Below are 17019 nucleotides of genomic sequence, written 5' to 3' on the forward strand. Positions count from 1 at the left end.
TCGCTACCGGGTGGACTCGATAGCCTGGACCAGGTCATCGATGATATCGGCCGGATCTTCCAAGCCGATGGAAAGCCTGAGCATGCGCGCCTGGGGCTTGGCCTCCGGGGCCACCGGGCGGTGGGTCAATCCGGCCGGGTGTTGGATCAGTGTGTCGATTCCGCCCAGAGACACTGCGTGCGTGATGAGGCGGACTGCGCCGGGAATGCGCTCCGCATGCTCGGCCGATTCAAGCTCGAAAGAGACCAACGAGCCCGGACCGCTCATCTGCGTACCTACCAAGTGCAAAGGATCGCACTCGGGAAGCCCCGGGTAGTACACCTTGGCGACGAGTTCGTGGCCTGCGAGGGCTGCCGCGATCTTGTGGGCGTGGTCCTGTTGGGCCCGTACCCGGATCGGGAGGGTGGCCAGGCCCCGGTGCAACAGGTAGGCGGGCCACGGAGTCAGGATGCCCCCGGTCACGGCACGGACCCGGCGCAGCCGCGTGGCCCACTCCGCGCTTGTTGCCACCACGCCGCCCATGGCATCGCCGTGGCCGCCCAGGAATTTCGTGGCGCTGTGGAGCACCATCGCGACGCCGTGCTTGAGTGGCTGCTGGAGGATCGGCGTGGCAAAAGTGTTGTCCACGAGAACCGGAACGTCTCCGGCGTCGGCCACCAGGCGGTTAAGGTCCACAAGGTCAAGGCTCGGGTTCGCGGGGGTTTCGAGCACCACCAGGCCGGTGTCCGGACGAAGGGCATCCCGGACGCCGTCGGCCTTGACGAAGGTGACTTGGTTGCCAAGCAGGCCGCTGGCCAGAACGTGGTCGGTGCCGCCGTAGAGTGGCCGCACCGCGACCACGTGCGTCTTCCCTTCTGATTGGGCGGCGAGCAGCACGGCGCTGAAGGCTGCCATCCCTGAGGCAAAACCGACGGCTTGCGCTGCACCTTCGAGCGCAGCTACGCCGTCTTCGAACCTGGCTACCGTAGGATTCCAGAGACGCTGGTACACCGTGCTCTGACCGTCGAGGGGCACGCCGCCCGTGGCCATCTGCTCGTAGGCGAGGCCGCCATCGTGAACAGAGGGCAGCGGCGCGGTGGTTGAAAGGTCGATGGGAACGGCGTGCACGCCTTGCTCCGTGAGTCCTGTCCGGCCGGCGTGGACTGCGAGTGTGTCTATGGCTGTCACTGCTCTCCTTGAATTATTCACCGTTGAATTTGGTCAGTATCTGGCAATAATTCGGAGATTGACAGTGCAAATGAATGGATTGAGCGGAAACTGGCACCTATGATGAACAGACAGCACTTTCAGGAGGATCCGTGACCACCACCCCGAAGAACGTTCGGCCCGTCGGCATCAGCGAGCCCCTGGATGCGATCGACGAACGCATCCTCGCGGCTTTGGTTGACGATGCCCGGATCTCCAACAAGCAGCTGGCCGAACTCGTCGGAATTGCTCCGTCAACGGCGCTCATGCGGACGCGGTCACTTTCCGAACGCGGCATTATCGAGGGTTTTGAAGCCGTCCTCAGCCTCCCGGCAATCGGCCGATCGGTCCAGGCCCTGATCGCCGTGCGCCTGCGCGCCCATGACCGCGACCAGATCGACCGCTTCACGGCCCGGGTTCCCGCCCTCCCTGCAGTCATCTCCACGTTCCACACTTCGGGCTCCGTGGACTACCTGCTGCACATCGCCGTCGCCAACACCGACGACCTCCGCGACTGGGTCCTGGACAACCTCGCCACGGACCCCGTAGTGGGCCACACTGAGACCACTTTGGTCTTCGCCCACATCCAGGGCAACCACGGGCCGCTGCCGGAATAGCGGTTGACCTGGCGGGTGATTCGACTTAGCTCAGTGGCGCGGCTCGAGGCCGGAGTGTGCGGCCCCAATGGCGTCCTGGCGGAAATCACCGAGTTCCTGCCGGCGCGCGAGTGCGGCCCGCTGCATGGCCAGGTCGGCCGGAGGAATGTAGCGCCTGCGCTCGGCCCACGAAACCAGGCTGGTTCCGATTCCGGCGGCTGCCGACTCCAGCATGGAGGGCCGGCGGTAGGTGCTGCATGGTGCGGTGGCAGTGCTCATGACTTTTTCCCTTCGGTGGCTGCTGCGTGCGACTTGGCGTCGCGGGATTTCTTGTCTCCGGCCCACGCCGGGACGCCCAGGATCGGGAATGCGTTGAAATGGATCTGCACGGGGCGGGCATCGTCCGCCTCGGGTTCGCTCCGGATCTCCTCCAGAAGATTGCGGGCGAAGGCTTCCATGGAGCGGGCGTAGCGGCCGAGCTGCTCGGCCGACATCCGGGCGTTGGCCGTGTTGACGATGGCTGCGTCGAGCCAGTCTTCGTCCAAGGAGTCCATGCCGTGTGCCATGAAGTCCGCGAGAACGGCCTGCCTGCTGCGTTCGAACTCGCGGGTTACCAGCCGCGATGCCTCCTGCGTTGCCGGTGAATGTGCCAACTCGGGCGAAGTGATCTGGATTGCTCCCCTGGGCCGCTCCCACCACCGCTCCCGTGCTGTCCCCTTGCCTTGGACCTCCTGGACGAAGTCGAACTTGGCAAGTTGCCGCAGGTGGTAGCTCGTGGCGCCGCTGGATTCATCGAGCAGTTCGGCCAGGCTGCAGGCGGTCTGCGGCCCGTAACGCGACAGCATCTCGAGGATCTGGACGCGCAGGGGGTGTGCGAGCGCTTTGAGGGATGCCGTATCGACCTTGCGGACGGGGAATTCAGGCTCTTGAACCTTGTCCATGCCGGAAACGCTACTCTTGCAAAGAAACCTTTGCAAGACTTTCTTTGCAAATCAATCTTTGCGAACTTGGGCTCGTCAGGGGAACCACTGGTCAGCCCTTGCGGAGCACCCTGCGGAGGGATACGACAGCGAGCACCGTGGCTGCCAGCCCGCACACCACAGTGAAATAGCTGGCAGCGGCGCCCAGCCCGATGACCGAGGCAGCCAGGCCCAACCCGATGACCGGCACAGCGCTGCCAAGGTAGGTGATGACGTAGACGGTGCTGATGATCTGGGCATGCCGGGACGCTTCAACCTTGCTGGCAACGTCATTGAACACCAGCCGGAAGGCGATCCCCTGCCCTACCCCTGCGCACAGGCTCGCTGCCACCAGCAGCACCGGACTGGACAGGGATGCCGCCGCGCCGACCAGCACAATGGAAACTCCCAAGACCGCCAATCCGGCGGGCACGGCGAAACGGCCGCGGACGGTCAGCAATTGGCTGAGCGCGGACGCTCCGAGCGTCAGTCCGGCGAGCAGACCGGTCATGGGGCGGGATTCGGCGTGCACGACGACGGCGAAGTAGCCGGGCGCGAGCGAAAGGCAGAATCCGAACACGGCAAAGCTGAGGAATCCCACGCTTGAGGCGAGCCAAAACGCTCCCCTGGCTTCCCGCGATACGGAGGGACGTCGCGGCGCGAGCACCGTGTAGGGGCGCGGGCCTTCGGCAGGCCGGATCGCCGGGCGTGCTTTGAGAAGCCACAGCGGGACCAGCAATAGGAGCAGGACGGCCGCGTGAATGAAGAACGGCGTTGACGTGGCACCCGGGAGCAGCGAAAGCAGTCCACCGATGGCGGGACCGGCGGCCACCCCTCCGGAGGAAGACAGCAAAGTGAAACGGGAAGCCCACTCGGGCCGGGACGGAAGCAATTCACGCAGCGCCGCCGAGCTCGCTCCGGTGGCAAGGCCCACGGCAACGCCCTGGAGCATCCGGCCGGCCGAGAGCATCAAGAGGTTGTCAGCGTTGGCGAAAACCAGGCCACCGACCAAGCCCACGAGGACAGCCAGCACCAGTGCCGCACGCCTGCCGATATGGTCCGACCAGTGGCCGGCGAGCATCAGCACAGCCACGAGTGCCAGGACGTAGCTTGCAAAGGCAACTGTCACGCCCAGTGAAGTGATTCCCAGTTCTGCCTGAAGCAGCGGATACAGCGGACTCGCCAAGTTGGCACCGACCAGCAGTGTGAACATGACGGCGCCGGCCAGGACCAGCCGTGCCGTGGTGGAAGCATCCCAGCCCCAGCGCCCGGCCGTGGCCTGGCGCATGCGCAGTTCGCTAAAGACAGTCATTTCCGTGCCTTCGCCTCAGCGGCCATCACGGAACCTGGCCTTGTGGGCCGGGACTGGACGGCCCAAAATATTGATGGCAATAGGATGCCGCAAGCCAGCCAGATAGATCAGATGTCCATGAAAGAATTGATCAGAATAGTCAAGATTGACGTCCACTGATGACCACAAATGAGCCGGAGTGATGATTTGAATACCCTCGATCCGACGGACCTGAAGATCCTGCTCGGGTTGATCCGTGATCCCAGGGTTCAGATCGGCGAACTCAGCGAGTCCCTGGGGATTGCGCGCAACACCGCCCAATCGAGGATGCGGCGCCTGGTCCGCTCGGGCGTACTGAACGACGGCGGTCGCGAGGTCGACCTCGAAAAGGTGGGTTACGACGTCGTCGGCTTCGTGACGTTGGAGGTGACCCACCGGGAACTCGACGGCGTGATCGGAGCACTGCGCCGCATCCCCCAGGTCCTTGAGGTGCATGAAATTTCAGGGCGGGGAGATCTCTTATGCCGGGTGGTGGCCACCGACACGCACAACCTGCAAACCGCGCTTCGCTCCATCCTCAGAACCAAAGGCGTCATCCGCACCGAGACGGTCCTTGCCCTGCACACCCATATCCCCTACCGGACAGAGCCGCTCATAGGCAGGCTCGTGGACGCGGCCGGGACCGCCGGCGCCACGAAACGGGTCAAAACGCAGGTTTCCACCGATTCGCCGGTCAGGGAAGCCGACTAGGATTCCAGAATGGATTGGCTCTCTTCTCTTCAGCACCTCAACTGGCTGGCGATACTCCTGGCCTTCGTTTCCAGCATGGTCATCGGATTTGTCTGGTACATGCCGGCGGTCCTCGGGAGACGGTGGATGCAGGCTATTGGCAAGACGGAGGAAGACCTCAAGAAGATCGACGGCGGCGCAGGAATCTGGATCCCCATGATGGTGGCCGCAGCACTCACGAGCATCCTGCTGGCCGTCCTCATCGGGAAGCTGGGCGTGCAGGGAAGCCTTGCCGCCGGTTTCTTTGCGCTAGTGATTGCGGCCGTCTTCCGCGTCGGCGGCCACGTCATCCACAACGGTTTTGCGGGCAGGCCGTCCGCCGTGACCCTCATCGACTCCGGCCATGACATCGTGGCCCTGACTATCGCCGGGTCAATCATCGGGGCGTTGCAGTAACGGGAGGAGAATAGCCTCGTGACCATCATTGACAATGCCGTCTATGTGAACGGTATCCGGACCGCCACTCCGGGAAGCCTCGAGCAAAGCGTCGAAACGCTGGCCGCCCACGGCGGGATGGTGTGGATTGGACTGTACCGGCCGGACGAGACGGAAATGGCGGCAGTTGCTGCCGAGTTCGGCCTCCACTTGCTAGCAGTCGAGGACGCCGTCAACGCCCACCAGCGGCCCAAGCTGGAACGCTACGACAACAACCTCTTCACAGTCCTCCGGCCTGCGCGATACGTCGACGCTACAGAGACCGTGGAGTTCGGTGAGCTTCACATCTTCACGGGGAAGAACTTCGTCGTCACGGTCCGGCACGCGGAAACTCCCGGGGTGGCCCAGGTCCGTCGCGATCTGGAAAAACAACCGGAACTGCTGCGCCATGGTCCAGAAGCTGTCCTGTACGCATTGTTGGACCGGGTGGTGGACGACTACGGCCCTGTGATCTCGGGGCTGGAAAACGACATCGACGAGATCGAGGACCAGCTCTTCGGCGGCGATCCCCTGGTTTCGCGGCGCATTTATGAACTTGCCCGCGAGGTCATCCAGTTCCAGCGCGCAATCAACCCGCTCCCGGACATGATGGCCTCCCTGAAGCGCGGGTTCGTGAAATACGGAGTCGACATCGAGCTGCAGCGCAAACTCCGGGATGTGGAGGACCACGTCGAACAAGTAATCTCCCGCGCCAATGGGTTCCGCGACCTGCTCCAAAACGCCCTGACCCTCGACGGGACCCTGACCGCGAACCGGCAAAACGAGGCGAGCGCGGCACAAAACGAACAAACCAAGAAGATCTCCTCGTGGGCCGCGATCTTCTTTGCACCCGCATTCGTTACCGGGCTCTACGGCATGAACTTCGACGTCATGCCTGAGCTCCATTGGCCATTCGGCTATCCCATGGCGCTGGGAATGATGGTTGCCGCGGGCTTTATCATGTATGTCATCTTCAAGCGGAAGAACTGGCTCTAATGGCTCCCGGACAGGAGGGCTTCAGCAGGGGCAAGATCATCACTCCAGGAACGCCGGCGCAACTCGGAGCCTTCGGTTTGTTCCAGCCGGTGAAGTCACAAGAGCGGATCCTCACCCCCACAACGCAACGGCTCACCGTCAAAATGGCTGACGACATGCTCTGGGTCAGTTTCGCGGAACTGTGCGGCGGCCTCATGTCGACGGCGGACTACGCGGCTTTGGCCGAGGACTACGGAACCTGGGTGATCGACGGCGTACCCTCGCCAACGATCGAGTCGACTGCCGGGTCCGCACCGGCCTGGCAACGGTTCAGCAATGTGATGGATGTCTTGTACGACCAGGGCATCACGCTGTTCCTGGTGGGCCAAGGCCCCTTGGACTGGGACCTGGCCGGTGTTCCGGCCCTGGACCCGGCCCACCGGATCGGCGCCCAGCGCGTTGATCTGGGCCGAATCGCAGGCCGCCTGTCGCTCCTGGGCCGGGTGGAAGCCCCGGAGCCTTTTGAAGAAGTAGAGGCCGGGGGCAGCTGATCGCCGGTTCCGGCGAAAGGTAGGCCCTGGAATCCGCCCCCTCCGGAACCTAAGCCCAGGAGGGGGCGGCGCGGCAGTTGGACCTAGACGCGTGACCTGCCACGGATGAAGTGGAAAATCAGAACGACGACGGCAATAACCAGAAGCAGGTGAATGAGCCCGCCGCCGATGCCGCCGATAAAGCCGAGAAGCCAGAGAACGGCGATAATGATGGCTATCCAAAGCAACATGTGAGTCTCCTTGTTTGTTTGCGTGCCCCGGCCGGTGGCCTAGGGCATTCATTAGTAAGTATACTTACTAATGAAGGTAAGTGGGTCAGTCAGTGCGGTTTTTCCATTTGGAAGCCACCATGCGGCGTCTGGGGCAGGAACTGGGCCGGGATCCGATGAGTCTCTACCGGTACGCCGCCAATCGGGCCGCGCTCCTGGACGGAGTGACGGAGCTGGTCCTGAAGGAGCTTTCCATCTTCCCGGACCGCCCGGATTGGCAGGCACAGCTGCGGCAGATAGCCCATGACCTGCGCCTGTTGGCGCTCCGGCACCCAAACGTGGTGCCACTGCTCGTGACCCGCCCGCTGTCGACCCCCTTGGGCCTGCGCCCGCTGGGCACGCTGCGCCCGCTTGAGCAGATCCTCTCGTTGCTGATCGACGCCGGGTTCGCCCCGGCCGATGCGCTGCACGTCTACCGGGCTTACTACGGGTTCCTGTACGGCCACACCCTCAATGAACTGCAGGAATTCATCGTGGATCCGGACGAAAACGAAGCGCTGCTACGCCTTGGCCTGCACCGCCTGCCCGCGAAGGAATTTCCCCGCCTCCGCGCCCTTGGCCCGGTGCTCGCGGACTACGACGGCGCGGCCGAACTGAACCATGGCATCAGCATCCTGCTCGCCGGACTCGCAGCCGCCCTCGTCGGCGAGAAAACCAATCCCAAACACTGAGCGGCACATCTGCGGTGGGTCGGAGCCAAAGGCTAGCCGGCACGGAGGCCGCGCGCGTCGAGAGTGGCAACGGCCGTCGTCGGGCCGCCACAGTCTCGGCCGTCCGGGTAGGTAGTCGTTGGCTTGAGCCTCGCATGGCTCATGCCGATCGATGAGCCAGAGGTGTTGGTGCCCGATGTCGTGAGATCGAGCGGGTGGTCGTTGATGCTGGCCTCGATACGGACGTCGATGCTTCCGTCCGCCATGCGCAAGGGCACCGCTCGGGGCGCACCGGGCGGGGTCGGCAGGGGAATGGGACCGGGTGTAAGCGGCGTCAAGGCGTTGATGGAGAAGCTGTGGCACGTGCCGTCCTGGCACATCTCGATGCCGAGCGTTGCGAGGGTCGCGGCGCGCTCTGCGGTGACATGCAAAGTCACCAACGAGCCGTAGCCGACAGCCGGGCACACGCTGGGGGATCCACATGACAGGAAGAGCGGCGCCCCGACGGCGAGTACGCCAAGAACCCAACAGACGCGACCTACCGGACCGAAGCGATGCATCGGGGCCCCCTTACCAGAGTCATGGTAGGTCCCCGTGGCATCCTGCGGAAGAGCAAGGCCCCCGTCATGCTCGACGGATGCCGACGAACTCCGCAACGAAGAGCGCGTGCACGTTTAATGGGCGCGGGATCCGTCTGGTAACTGGAACTTTGGCGTGATTTCCTCCTGTTCAAGAATAAGGAAAGCCATCATGTCCGTTTCCGAAACCGGACACCCTAGATCGACCCACCTGCGGTGGGCGGCGCGCCGGTGTCGTTCCCGCTATCGCCGACTTGTTCCCGGGCGACATAATTCTCGAGGTCGAAGAGGTTGTCCGCGCGCTCCGCGATATTCAGCAAAGTAGTCATCGAGGCCACTTCTTCGACCTGCTCCTTCAGGAACCACAACATGAATTGCTCGCCGAGGGGATCATTCTGTTCCCTCGCTGCCCGGAAGAGTTCCTCAATGTTGCGGGTGACTTCTTTTTCCTGGGCCAGCGCCAAGGCAATCGGTTCCCGCACGTCGGCAAAGTCGTTTCGGACGGCCGGAACTCCCGGAATCTCGACCGGCTGATTGCGGTCCAACATGTACTGGACCATCATCATGGCGTGGTTGCGTTCTTCCAATGACTGCCGGTAGAAGTGTGCTGCAAGCTGCGGTAGATCCTGGCCATCAAAGTACACCGCCACCGCGACGTACTGCTGGGACGCAGCGAACTCGTTTCCAACCTGGGCGGACAGGAGCTCATTGAATGTCTTCTTTGCCATGCGCCCGATCCTACCTTCGGCCTTTGGCTGCGGACAGCGCCTCAGAACAACAGGACCAGCCCGACGCCGGCCGCCGAGGCCCCGACGCATGCCGCCATAGTGCCCACTCCGTTGAGGAGGGCCAGTCCGGTCCGGCCGCTCTGGACAAGCCGGACGGTTTCCAAGCTTGCCGTACTAAAGGTCGTGTACCCGCCGAGGAATCCTGTGCCGAGAATCAGCTGAAGGGATTCGGGAGCCTGATGTGCCATGACCAGTCCCGCCAGGATCCCCATGAGCAGCGACCCGGAGACGTTGATGAAGATAGTGCCCAGCGGCAGCGCCGTCCGGGCCCAGGAACGGACCACTCCATCCACTATGAAACGGGCAGCCGCACCTGCGCCGCCCGCGAGCGCTATCAGAAGGAGGGTCATGGCTGAGCCTTCTGCCCCTTTTGGGCGGACTTGTGGCGGAGCGCCCCAAGCCAAATCCCCAGGGTCGTGGCCGCGACACCGCCTAGGAGGCTGGCTACCAGGTACCAGATAGCGTCCATCCCGCGTCCTGCTCCGATGAGATGCACAGAGTCCAGCGCCAGGGTGCTGTAGGTGGTGTATGCCCCAAGGAAGCCACTTCCAAGGCCCAAGCGGGCAATCCGGCGGAGACCGGCGTCGGGCCCGCTCCGGGAGAGTGCTTCGAGGAGCCAGCCAAGCGCGAGCGCGCCGGACAGATTGATGAGCAGGGTGGGCAGCGGCCACGCGTTTGGCGCCGGAAGGGCCATGCCAAACCCGTAGCGGCTCAAAGCCCCCAGGATTCCGCCGGCGGCGACGAGCAGAACGAACCGCCCGTGCAAATGAAGCGGGCGGTGCGGGTGCCGGTCCGGGGGTGTCGTCTGGGATTTGGCTCCCGGCGGGGCGGTGCTGCTTTCCTTCATTGATCCCTGCTTGGGTCGTGACGGCCCAAGGGAACCATGAGCACGGGGCAGTTTTGGCGATGTGCCAGATGCAAGGCTACCGATCCGGTGACCAGTCCTTCAAACTTCGGGCCGAGGCCATGTTCCTTTGTTCCCACGACGATCATGGAAGCGTTGATGCTCGCCGCATAACGGCCCAGCGAACGGGCAGGCTCACCGGCGAGCGTCACAAAGGTCCACCGCACGCCCGTTCCGTCAAGTTGATCCGCGATGCGGGATCGGAGCGACTCCGAGATGGCCGCTGCGTCGTCGTCGATTCCGTCTGGGTCGATCGGCTGGGCCGCCAGATGCCCATCCCGGTCCCCTGCAGCCGGGAAGCTCGTGACGTCAGCGAACGCCAGGACCAGTTCCAATCCGGCGCTGAGCGCAACTTCGCCGGCCTTCTCAACCACCGTGACAGGCTGGTGCGGGAGCACCCCTGCCAGCACCGGCCCGGTCAATCGGGCGGGGCCGCCCTTGGCCGGCGGCGTTTCCTCGCCACGGGGGTTGCTCATGGGGCCCTCCAATTGTCCGGATTGTCAGGATGCGGGTTCTTCCATCTTGCTCCAGTATGGGCTTCTACGGCTGGCGTTGTCCCAAGAGCTAAGCGAGAATGTCGATATGTGCGGTCGGTTCAGTGTCGGGTTCGAAGCGGGCTATCTCTCGAGGAAGCTCGGTGCCGTGCTGCGCGGTGATACCGACTACCCTTCGCCAACGCTCCAGATCAACCCAACCGACCCCGTGGTCTTTCTGCGGGGACGGGCTGGAGACGGTTCAGTCGGACGGGAGCTCGCGGCCGGACGGTGGGGCTTGGTTCCAACATTCTCCAAGTCCTTCGATTCGAAGGTGCCCACCTGGAATGCGCGTTCGGAAACCGCCGGGGCAATCCCGGTGTTCAGGGCGTCCCTGCCCAAATGGCGGGCTGTCGTTCCGGCCTCTGCCTACTACGAGTGGAAGAAATCGGGGCCTGGCCGCAAGGATCCCAAGCAGCGCTACATCGTCGAACCTCAGGATGAGCTGATTACCTTCGCCGGGTTGTTTGCGCCATGGCGCGACGAAAGCATCGAGGACAAGTCCGCACCCGGCGCCTGGCGTTTGTCCTGCTCGATCCTGACCATGGATTCCCCTCCGGAAGGCGTACACAAGAGACTCCACAATTTGCATGACCGGATCCCGGTTCCGATCTCTGCAGACATGATCGACGATTGGATCGACCCCAAGGAAACCAGGGGCCAGGCCCTGCTGGACGCCGTGCTGGGCGATGCGTATGGCCTGGCGTCGTCATGGACGATGAGGCCCGTGGAACTCGTGGAGGACAACACCAAGTTGGTGGACGTCGCGAATCCGGCCGCCTGACTCAACGTTCGTATCGCAGCTCGGCCCTCACGTCCGTATCCTTTAGCCACGTCAATCTGGTGGCCGATCCAAAGGGATTCGGCCACCACTGCACCAGGACCTTGCCCTCCGAGGTCCGGGTGACCATGGCCGGAACATATTGAAGGTACTTCGGCCAAACGAGCTTGGCGATGACGGGCACCCTTGAAACGGTTGACAGCGGTTCCGTTTGACGCGGAGGCGGGGCACCGACTGAATTCAACGGCGCGGGATATTCGGGCTGGTCAGGCATGCCCGAATACTACTGCGAGGCATCGACAATATGGAGGTCAGGAGATTCGAACTCCTTAACCCCGTCATTTCAGGGCACCGGGCGTGCGGCGGCCACTTCCCATGCCGCTGGGAAGTGGCCGCCACAGCCTAAAGCCGGGTGTCGAACGAATCGCAGAACACGTTCTCGTTGAACGTTCCGTGGAACCCGGACTTGCCCTGGATTTTCTGGATGGTAGCCCGAATGGCCTCGCGAGTCCCTGCATGGGCGTTGATGGCCGTCTTGACCATCGGCACATCGATCAAGTGGTTCGGCGGTTCAGCGAGACGAACACCGTGGGGACTTCCGTGACGTACCAAGGGATTTCCGCCGCCATAGGGCTGGACCACTTGATGCGGATCGCAGCCTCTTGGGCGAAGCCCAACACGCAAGCGAAGACAAACGCGGCATCATACTTGTCCGCATAATCGCCGGTGGCTTCGTCGGAGATGACGCTCATGAAGTTCACGCCCGACTCCCCCGCAGCTTCGCGCTGTTCCGCCGTCTTGAAGAGGTGGACCTCGAAACCGGCGATCTCAAGTTCTTCCTTGACCGTATCCAGATAGGCCAGCGGATCCGCCCTGGTGAAATCGGAACCGCCGGAGATGCCATACAGGCGAATCCGCTTGTGGGTTTCCGGCGTGATGGGCAGATTGCCGGCGGTGTCCTTGATCAGGGTGACGGTCTTGTCGGCGATTTCGGCGGCGACGGCGAGGTGCGCTTCGCTGCCGATCAGCCGCAGCGCCTCAGGCGACGGCGTCAATTCTTCCGGCAGTTTCTTGTGCAGCCCCAGGCTGGCCTTCAACCCCAGAATCCGGCGCAGTGCGTCATGCAGGCGCTGATCGGTGATAACGCCGGATTTGTAGCCGTCCATCATGTACTGGAAGTCCTCCGCCGGGTTGCGGAAGAACAGGAACATGTCGCAGCCGGCGGCGATAGTGGCTGGAACGAGGTCTTTGCGCTTCTTGGCCTGGGTAAGGCCGACCATTTGCGATGCATCAGTGAGGATAAGGCCGTTGAAGGCGAGCTCGCCACGGAGCAAGTCCTGGAGAAGCTCCGGAGCGAGGGTGGCGGGCAGGATGTCCCTGTCCTCCGTCCCCGGACGGAAATGCCGTGTGAGCTCAGGCGCCCCGATATGTCCGACCATGATGGATTGGACCCCGTGGCCGATCATTTCCCGGTACACGTGCCCGTAGCTGGAATTCCATTCCGCGTACCCGAGCGTGTTGTACGAAGTAACGACGTGCTGGTCCCGTTCGTCCACGCCGTCACCCGGGAAATGCTTGATGGCGCAGACAGTGGGCGATTCACTGATGCCGTCGAAGTACTCCTTGGCGCGCTCCACGACGATTTCCGGTGCGTTGCCGAAGGCCCGGGTGGAAATGACCGTGTTGCGCCAGTTGTAGTGGATGTCCACGATCGGCGCGAAGGCCCAGTTGCAGCCCAATGCCGCGGTTTCAACACCGGCCACCTGGCCCATTTTCCTGGCGATGGACTTATCCGGGTGGGAACCGGCCTGCAGGTGGGTCGACACAAAAGTTCCGTCGTCGCAGCTTCCGGCTCCTCCCATTTCCGGGTTGGAGGCTACCAAAAGCGGGATGCGCGTTTTGGACTGGGCATAACGGATGTGTTGCTGGACAGCCGCGGACGGACCCGGCCTGTACCGCATCCCCCCAACGTGATATTTCTCCAGCACGCCGTCGAGGTACTCGGGCGAGTAATCGTTGTTGTGGTTGATGAAGAGCTGCCCGATTTTTTCCTCGAGGCTCATGCCGCGGATAGTGGAGTCCACCCACGCAACGGCGTCGTCGTCGAGGTTGAACGGCGCCGACCGGAGGTCGACGTCGAACTGGCGCGCTTGGGTGCCCACGGCACCCGCGGGGCGGCTGCCCGCCGGAGCTTTGGAACCTGCGACGGCGGCAATCCCGGCCAGCGCTTCCGCGACCACCTCGCTTACCGGGACGGCGATGTCCACGACGAACCCGGCCTCGTCGGCGTCGAGCGGTTCCAAGGTGGCGAGCTGCGAATCAAGGAGGGCAGGCGGCATGAAGTGGCCGGAACGCCCTTCTGTCCTTTCCCTCAGCACCTCTTTGCTGCCGTGCAGGTGCAGGAAGACGGTGTCCGGGGCTTTCTCACGAATGGCGTCACGGTAGCTGCGCCGGAGGGCGGAGCAGGCGAGAACCAGCCCGCCGTCCCCGGCGTTGGCGAGTTCAGCGCCGACCGTCGCAAGCCACGGCCACCGGTCTTGGTCAGTCAGCGGGGTTCCGGCAGCCATTTTGGCGACGTTTTCCACCGGGTGGAGCGAATCGCCGTCGAGGAACGGAACTCCCAGCGCTCGCGCCACGAGGTCTCCGATGGTTGTCTTGCCGCAACCGGAGACGCCCATGACCACAATGCGCCGCGGCTTTTCCGCGGCTGCGCCCAGGTCGCCGGCCATGCCCATGTTCCTACCAGTCATGAACGGTGCCGTCCACGAGGCGGTTGTACGGAAGGTAGGCCTGCTGGTACGGGAAGGAGTTGGCGGCTTCTTCGTTGAATTCGACGCCGAGGCCCGGCTTGTCCCCCGGGTGCAGGTAGCCGTCGGTGAAGGTCATGGACTGCTCGAAGACCGTGTTGGTCTTGTCCGAGTGCTGCATGTACTCCTGGATGCCGTAGTTGTGGATGGCCAGGCCCACGTGCAGCTGCGCGGCGAAACCGACAGGGGAAATATCGGTGGGGCCGTGGAAGCCGGACTTGATCTGGTACTGGGCGGCGAAGTCCATGACCTTCTTCAGCGGCGAGATCCCGCCGAAGTGCGTGGACGCGGCCCGGACGTAGTCGATGAGCTGTTCCTTGATGAGGGTCTGGAAGTCATAGACCGTGTTGAAAATTTCACCGATCGCCAGTGGCGTGGTGGTGTGCTGGCGGACCAGGCGCAGCCCTTCCTGGTTTTCGGCCGGGGTGCAGTCTTCGAGCCAGAACAGGTCGTACGGTTCCAGCGCTTTGCCGAGCTTGGCTGCCTGGATGGGGGTCATGCGGTGGTGGCCGTCGTGCAGCAGCGGGATTTCCGGGCCGAATTCGTTGCGCACGGCCTCGAAGACTGTGGGCAGGTGGCGCAGGTAGGCGCGCGTGTCCCAGTCCTCTTCCTGCGGGAACGCGCCGCGGCCGGCGGGTTCGTAGTCGTAGCGTTCCCCAGAGGCCTGCGCCTGGGCGGCGACGCCGTAGACGGCCTTGATGCCCGGGATGGCGGTCTGGATGCGAATGGACTTGTAACCCAGTTCCAGGTGCTCCCGGACCGAGTCGAACAAGGACGGGATGTCCGCGCCCGAGGCGTGGCCGTACGCGCGGAGCCCGTTGCGGGAGGCGCCGCCCAGGAGCTGGTAGACCGGCAGCCCGGCCACCTTGCCCTTGATGTCCCACAGGGCCATGTCGACGGCGGCGATCGCGGCCATCGTGACCGGGCCGCGGCGCCAGTACGAGCTGCGGTACAGGAACTGCCACGTGTCCTCGATGCGGTGCGGGTCCTTGCCGATCAGCAGCTGCGCAACGTGCTCCTTCAGGTACGCGGCCACGGCGAGTTCACGGCCGTTCAGGGTCGCGTCGCCGATGCCGGTCACGCCGTCCTCGGTGGTGATCCGCAAAGTCACGAAGTTCCGGGTGGGGCTGGTCACGAAGACTTCAGCGGCAATGATTTTCACAGCTGGTCCTTTCAGGGTTGCTGATCGAGGGCTGGCCTGGCCCGGATGCGGCGTGCACCACAGAGCAGGTAAAGACGATCTTAGGATGGATGACAATTATTGGCAACCGGTTGCAGTACTATTTCGCGGAGATTTTTTCTGGTCCGGCGGTTTCCGCCGTGGTTTCCAAGACGGTTTCCGAGGTGGCCCTCACAGTGGGAGTCGAGACGGCGCGTTCCCCGACCAATGGCTCCGCGTCGGATGTTTCCAGGGCTCGACGGGTCTTGATTTCGCCCAGGATCTGGGCATGGAACGCGTCGGTCAGCTTGTACTTGGCCATGACAACAATTGCGAGGATGGTCATGATGGCGGGCAGCGCACCTGCGGCAAACTGGATAGCCTGCAGCGATTCGGCGGTGTGCGTCGTGCCGGACTTGTAGCCGCCGGCCGCGAGTGCGTATGCGGCAAGGGCGCCGCCGACGGCCTGGCCCGTCTTGCGGGTGAAGGAGAACAGGGCGTACGTGATGCCTTCAGTCCGGACACCGGTCTTCCATTCGCCGTATTCCACGGTGTCTGCCTCCAGGGCCCACACCACGATGTTGACAGCCATGACGCCAAGCATGCTCAGGAGCAGACCGGAGAACCCGATCCAGACCATGGAGGCCGGAGCGAAAAAGACGATTGCGCCACCGATGATGGCGAGGAACCCGGCGGCCACGTAGATGGTCTTCTTGCCGAAGTTTCGGACCAATCTCGGCATGAGCGGAGCGAGGGCAAAGGTCACCGCCAATTGAACGACGGAGAGGACTGCGTAGAGATCCAGCCGGCCGAGGACGTCACGCAAGTAGTACAGCTGCACCGAAGACAGGGCCATGTAGCCGGTCAAAAAGAGGAAGGAGCTCAGGCACAGCATGAGCAAGGGACGGTTGGTCTTGAGTGTCGCCATGCTTTGCTTGAACGAAACCTTGGGCACCGCCCGGTGGACCCGCTCTTTGGCGGTCAGGAAGGTGAAGAAGTACAGGACTGCGCCAATCACGACGAAGACCAGGGTGATGATGGTGAACGTGGACTGCAGGTTGGCGCCGGGCTTGATCAGCGGAGCTACGAAAATGCCCAACGCGGAACTTACCAAGAGGGCGCCCACCATGCGGGCAGAGCCCAGCTTTGCCCGCTCCCCCGGTTCCTGGGTCATCGCGCCGGCCAGCGAGCCGTACGGGATATTGACCAGCGAGTAGGCCAGGCCCAGGGCCGCGTATGTCACGTAGGCGTAGAGCAACATCCCCGTTTCGCCGATCTGCGGAATGGAGAAGGCCGCGACACTCAGGAGCAGCAACGGGATGGAGCCGAACATGATGAATGGGCGGAATTTTCCGAAGCGCTTGCTGTAGGCGCGGTCAACCAATCGTCCGGCAAAGACATCGGCAAAAGCGTCGAAGATCCTGACAGTGAGCAACAGGGTCCCGGCGGCCGCCGCAGATATGCCCGCGACGTCGGTGTAGTAGACGAGCAGGAACATGGTGGCAGTAGTGAAGGCAAGGTTGTTGGCGGCGTCGCCAGCCCCATAGCCTAGGATGCTGAGTTTGCTGAGCTTGTTCATTGCGGGCTCCTTTACCCTTGCCGGTACCCCATGTTCCGGCTTGCGATGATGGAAAGGCTTCGGCCGACCAGGCCTGAAATTGTTGAAGCTTGATGTAATTCTAATCACCTTGGCAATCATTCGGCAAGCGGTTGCCAAATGTTTCCATAAACCTTTTGCCTTCAGGGCGGATTCGTCAAAGGGGAGCGAGCGTCGGAGGAAAGTGCCTTAA

At 63.1% G+C, this 17019-nt stretch carries 21 protein-coding genes and 1 pseudogene; 7 read left to right on the forward strand and 15 right to left on the reverse strand.

The window, feature by feature from the left end; all coding sequences use genetic code 11:
• Nucleotides 1-3 precede the first annotated feature (3 nt).
• Nucleotides 4-1167 carry a trans-sulfuration enzyme family protein gene (locus QRN59_RS01210; protein ID WP_284980731.1) on the reverse strand — a complete coding sequence of 388 codons (1164 nt, stop codon included), beginning with the start codon at nt 1165-1167 and terminating at the stop codon, nt 4-6.
• A 131-nt stretch (nt 1168-1298) separates the two neighbouring features.
• On the opposite strand from QRN59_RS01210, the gene QRN59_RS01215 reads away from it, so the two are divergent.
• Nucleotides 1299-1802 carry an Lrp/AsnC family transcriptional regulator gene (locus QRN59_RS01215; protein WP_284980732.1) on the forward strand — a complete coding sequence of 168 codons (504 nt, stop codon included), beginning with the start codon at nt 1299-1301 and terminating at the stop codon, nt 1800-1802.
• A gap of 30 nt (nt 1803-1832) precedes the next feature.
• Here QRN59_RS01215 and QRN59_RS01220 read toward each other — a convergent pair whose 3' ends face one another.
• From QRN59_RS01220 to QRN59_RS01230, 3 genes are all read right to left on the reverse strand, one after another.
• Nucleotides 1833-2060, reverse strand: a complete 228-nt coding sequence (locus QRN59_RS01220; protein ID WP_284980733.1) for a 2-nitropropane dioxygenase — start codon at nt 2058-2060, stop codon at nt 1833-1835.
• Nucleotides 2057-2722, reverse strand: a complete 666-nt coding sequence (locus QRN59_RS01225; RefSeq protein ID WP_284980734.1) for an ArsR/SmtB family transcription factor — start codon at nt 2720-2722, stop codon at nt 2057-2059. Before QRN59_RS01225 ends, QRN59_RS01220 begins: the two co-directional genes overlap by 4 nt.
• A 91-nt stretch (nt 2723-2813) precedes the next feature.
• Entirely contained in the window at nt 2814-4052 is a 1239-nt protein-coding gene (locus tag QRN59_RS01230; RefSeq protein ID WP_284980735.1) for an MFS transporter, read from the reverse strand.
• A 168-nt stretch (nt 4053-4220) separates the two neighbouring features.
• Here QRN59_RS01230 and QRN59_RS01235 point away from each other — a divergent pair, with 168 nt between their 5' ends.
• The 4 genes from QRN59_RS01235 to zapE are packed head-to-tail and all read left to right on the forward strand — an operon-like array spanning nt 4221 to nt 6760.
• The gene (locus tag QRN59_RS01235; RefSeq protein ID WP_284980736.1) at nt 4221-4781 is read left to right on the forward strand and encodes an Lrp/AsnC family transcriptional regulator; all 561 of its coding nucleotides are present in this window, start codon (nt 4221-4223) and stop codon (nt 4779-4781) included.
• A gap of 9 nt (nt 4782-4790) precedes the next feature.
• Nucleotides 4791-5216 (forward strand): DUF1761 domain-containing protein, encoded by a 426-nt coding sequence (locus QRN59_RS01240; RefSeq protein ID WP_284980737.1) that lies wholly within the window; start codon nt 4791-4793, stop codon nt 5214-5216.
• Nucleotides 5217-5234: 18 nt separating this feature from the next.
• Nucleotides 5235-6230: a magnesium/cobalt transporter CorA gene (corA, locus tag QRN59_RS01245; protein WP_284980738.1), complete on the forward strand. Its 996-nt coding sequence runs from the start codon at nt 5235-5237 to the stop codon at nt 6228-6230.
• Complete coding sequence (gene zapE, locus QRN59_RS01250; protein ID WP_284980739.1) at nt 6230-6760, forward strand: AFG1/ZapE family ATPase; 531 nt, start codon at nt 6230-6232, stop codon at nt 6758-6760. Before corA ends, zapE begins: the two co-directional genes overlap by 1 nt.
• An 83-nt stretch (nt 6761-6843) precedes the next feature.
• Here the strand turns inward: zapE and QRN59_RS01255 are convergent, their stop codons facing one another.
• The gene (locus QRN59_RS01255) at nt 6844-6990 is read right to left on the reverse strand and encodes a lmo0937 family membrane protein (RefSeq protein ID WP_284980740.1); all 147 of its coding nucleotides are present in this window, start codon (nt 6988-6990) and stop codon (nt 6844-6846) included.
• 116 nt (nt 6991-7106) lie between these two features.
• Here QRN59_RS01255 and QRN59_RS01260 point away from each other — a divergent pair.
• Nucleotides 7107-7700, forward strand: a pseudogene (locus tag QRN59_RS01260) (TetR/AcrR family transcriptional regulator C-terminal domain-containing protein); the annotation flags it as partial.
• Nucleotides 7701-7732: 32 nt separating this feature from the next.
• Here QRN59_RS01260 and QRN59_RS01265 read toward each other — a convergent pair.
• The 5 genes from QRN59_RS01265 to QRN59_RS01285 all read right to left on the reverse strand — a co-directional run bounded on the left by QRN59_RS01265 (nt 7733) and on the right by QRN59_RS01285 (nt 10425).
• Nucleotides 7733-8239 carry a hypothetical protein gene (locus QRN59_RS01265; protein ID WP_284980741.1) on the reverse strand — a complete coding sequence of 169 codons (507 nt, stop codon included), beginning with the start codon at nt 8237-8239 and terminating at the stop codon, nt 7733-7735.
• A 215-nt stretch (nt 8240-8454) separates the two neighbouring features.
• Complete coding sequence (locus QRN59_RS01270; RefSeq protein ID WP_284980742.1) at nt 8455-8985, reverse strand: ferritin; 531 nt, start codon at nt 8983-8985, stop codon at nt 8455-8457.
• 41 nt (nt 8986-9026) lie between these two features.
• Nucleotides 9027-9395 (reverse strand): fluoride efflux transporter CrcB, encoded by a 369-nt coding sequence (crcB, locus tag QRN59_RS01275; protein WP_284980743.1) that lies wholly within the window; start codon nt 9393-9395, stop codon nt 9027-9029.
• Nucleotides 9392-9892 carry a fluoride efflux transporter FluC gene (locus tag QRN59_RS01280; protein WP_284980744.1) on the reverse strand — a complete coding sequence of 167 codons (501 nt, stop codon included), beginning with the start codon at nt 9890-9892 and terminating at the stop codon, nt 9392-9394. Before QRN59_RS01280 ends, crcB begins: the two co-directional genes overlap by 4 nt.
• Entirely contained in the window at nt 9889-10425 is a 537-nt protein-coding gene (locus QRN59_RS01285; protein ID WP_284980745.1) for a universal stress protein, read from the reverse strand. Before QRN59_RS01285 ends, QRN59_RS01280 begins: the two co-directional genes overlap by 4 nt.
• A 106-nt stretch (nt 10426-10531) precedes the next feature.
• Between QRN59_RS01285 and QRN59_RS01290 the strand changes: the two genes are divergently transcribed.
• A complete protein-coding gene (locus QRN59_RS01290) occupies nt 10532-11266 on the forward strand; it encodes an SOS response-associated peptidase (protein ID WP_284980746.1) in 735 nt (244 codons plus the stop codon).
• A 1-nt stretch (nt 11267) separates the two neighbouring features.
• On the opposite strand, the gene QRN59_RS01295 is transcribed toward QRN59_RS01290, so the two are convergent.
• The 5 genes from QRN59_RS01295 to uidB form a co-directional block, all read right to left on the reverse strand.
• The gene (locus QRN59_RS01295; RefSeq protein WP_139359719.1) at nt 11268-11537 is read right to left on the reverse strand and encodes a hypothetical protein; all 270 of its coding nucleotides are present in this window, start codon (nt 11535-11537) and stop codon (nt 11268-11270) included.
• A 128-nt stretch (nt 11538-11665) separates the two neighbouring features.
• Nucleotides 11666-11806 (reverse strand): hypothetical protein, encoded by a 141-nt coding sequence (locus QRN59_RS24595; RefSeq protein ID WP_284980747.1) that lies wholly within the window; start codon nt 11804-11806, stop codon nt 11666-11668.
• Between the two features lie 11 nt (nt 11807-11817).
• The gene (locus QRN59_RS01305) at nt 11818-14013 is read right to left on the reverse strand and encodes a gluconokinase, GntK/IdnK-type (protein ID WP_284980748.1); all 2196 of its coding nucleotides are present in this window, start codon (nt 14011-14013) and stop codon (nt 11818-11820) included.
• Nucleotides 14003-15232 (reverse strand): D-mannonate dehydratase ManD, encoded by a 1230-nt coding sequence (gene manD / locus QRN59_RS01310; protein ID WP_059387443.1) that lies wholly within the window; start codon nt 15230-15232, stop codon nt 14003-14005. Before manD ends, QRN59_RS01305 begins: the two co-directional genes overlap by 11 nt.
• Before the next feature lie 118 nt (nt 15233-15350).
• Entirely contained in the window at nt 15351-16808 is a 1458-nt protein-coding gene (gene uidB / locus QRN59_RS01315) for a glucuronide transporter (protein ID WP_284980749.1), read from the reverse strand.
• Nucleotides 16809-17019 lie beyond the last annotated feature (211 nt).

Origin of the sequence: Arthrobacter sp. efr-133-TYG-118 (assembly GCF_030209755.1) — a bacterium.
GTDB lineage: Bacteria > Actinomycetota > Actinomycetes > Actinomycetales > Micrococcaceae > Arthrobacter.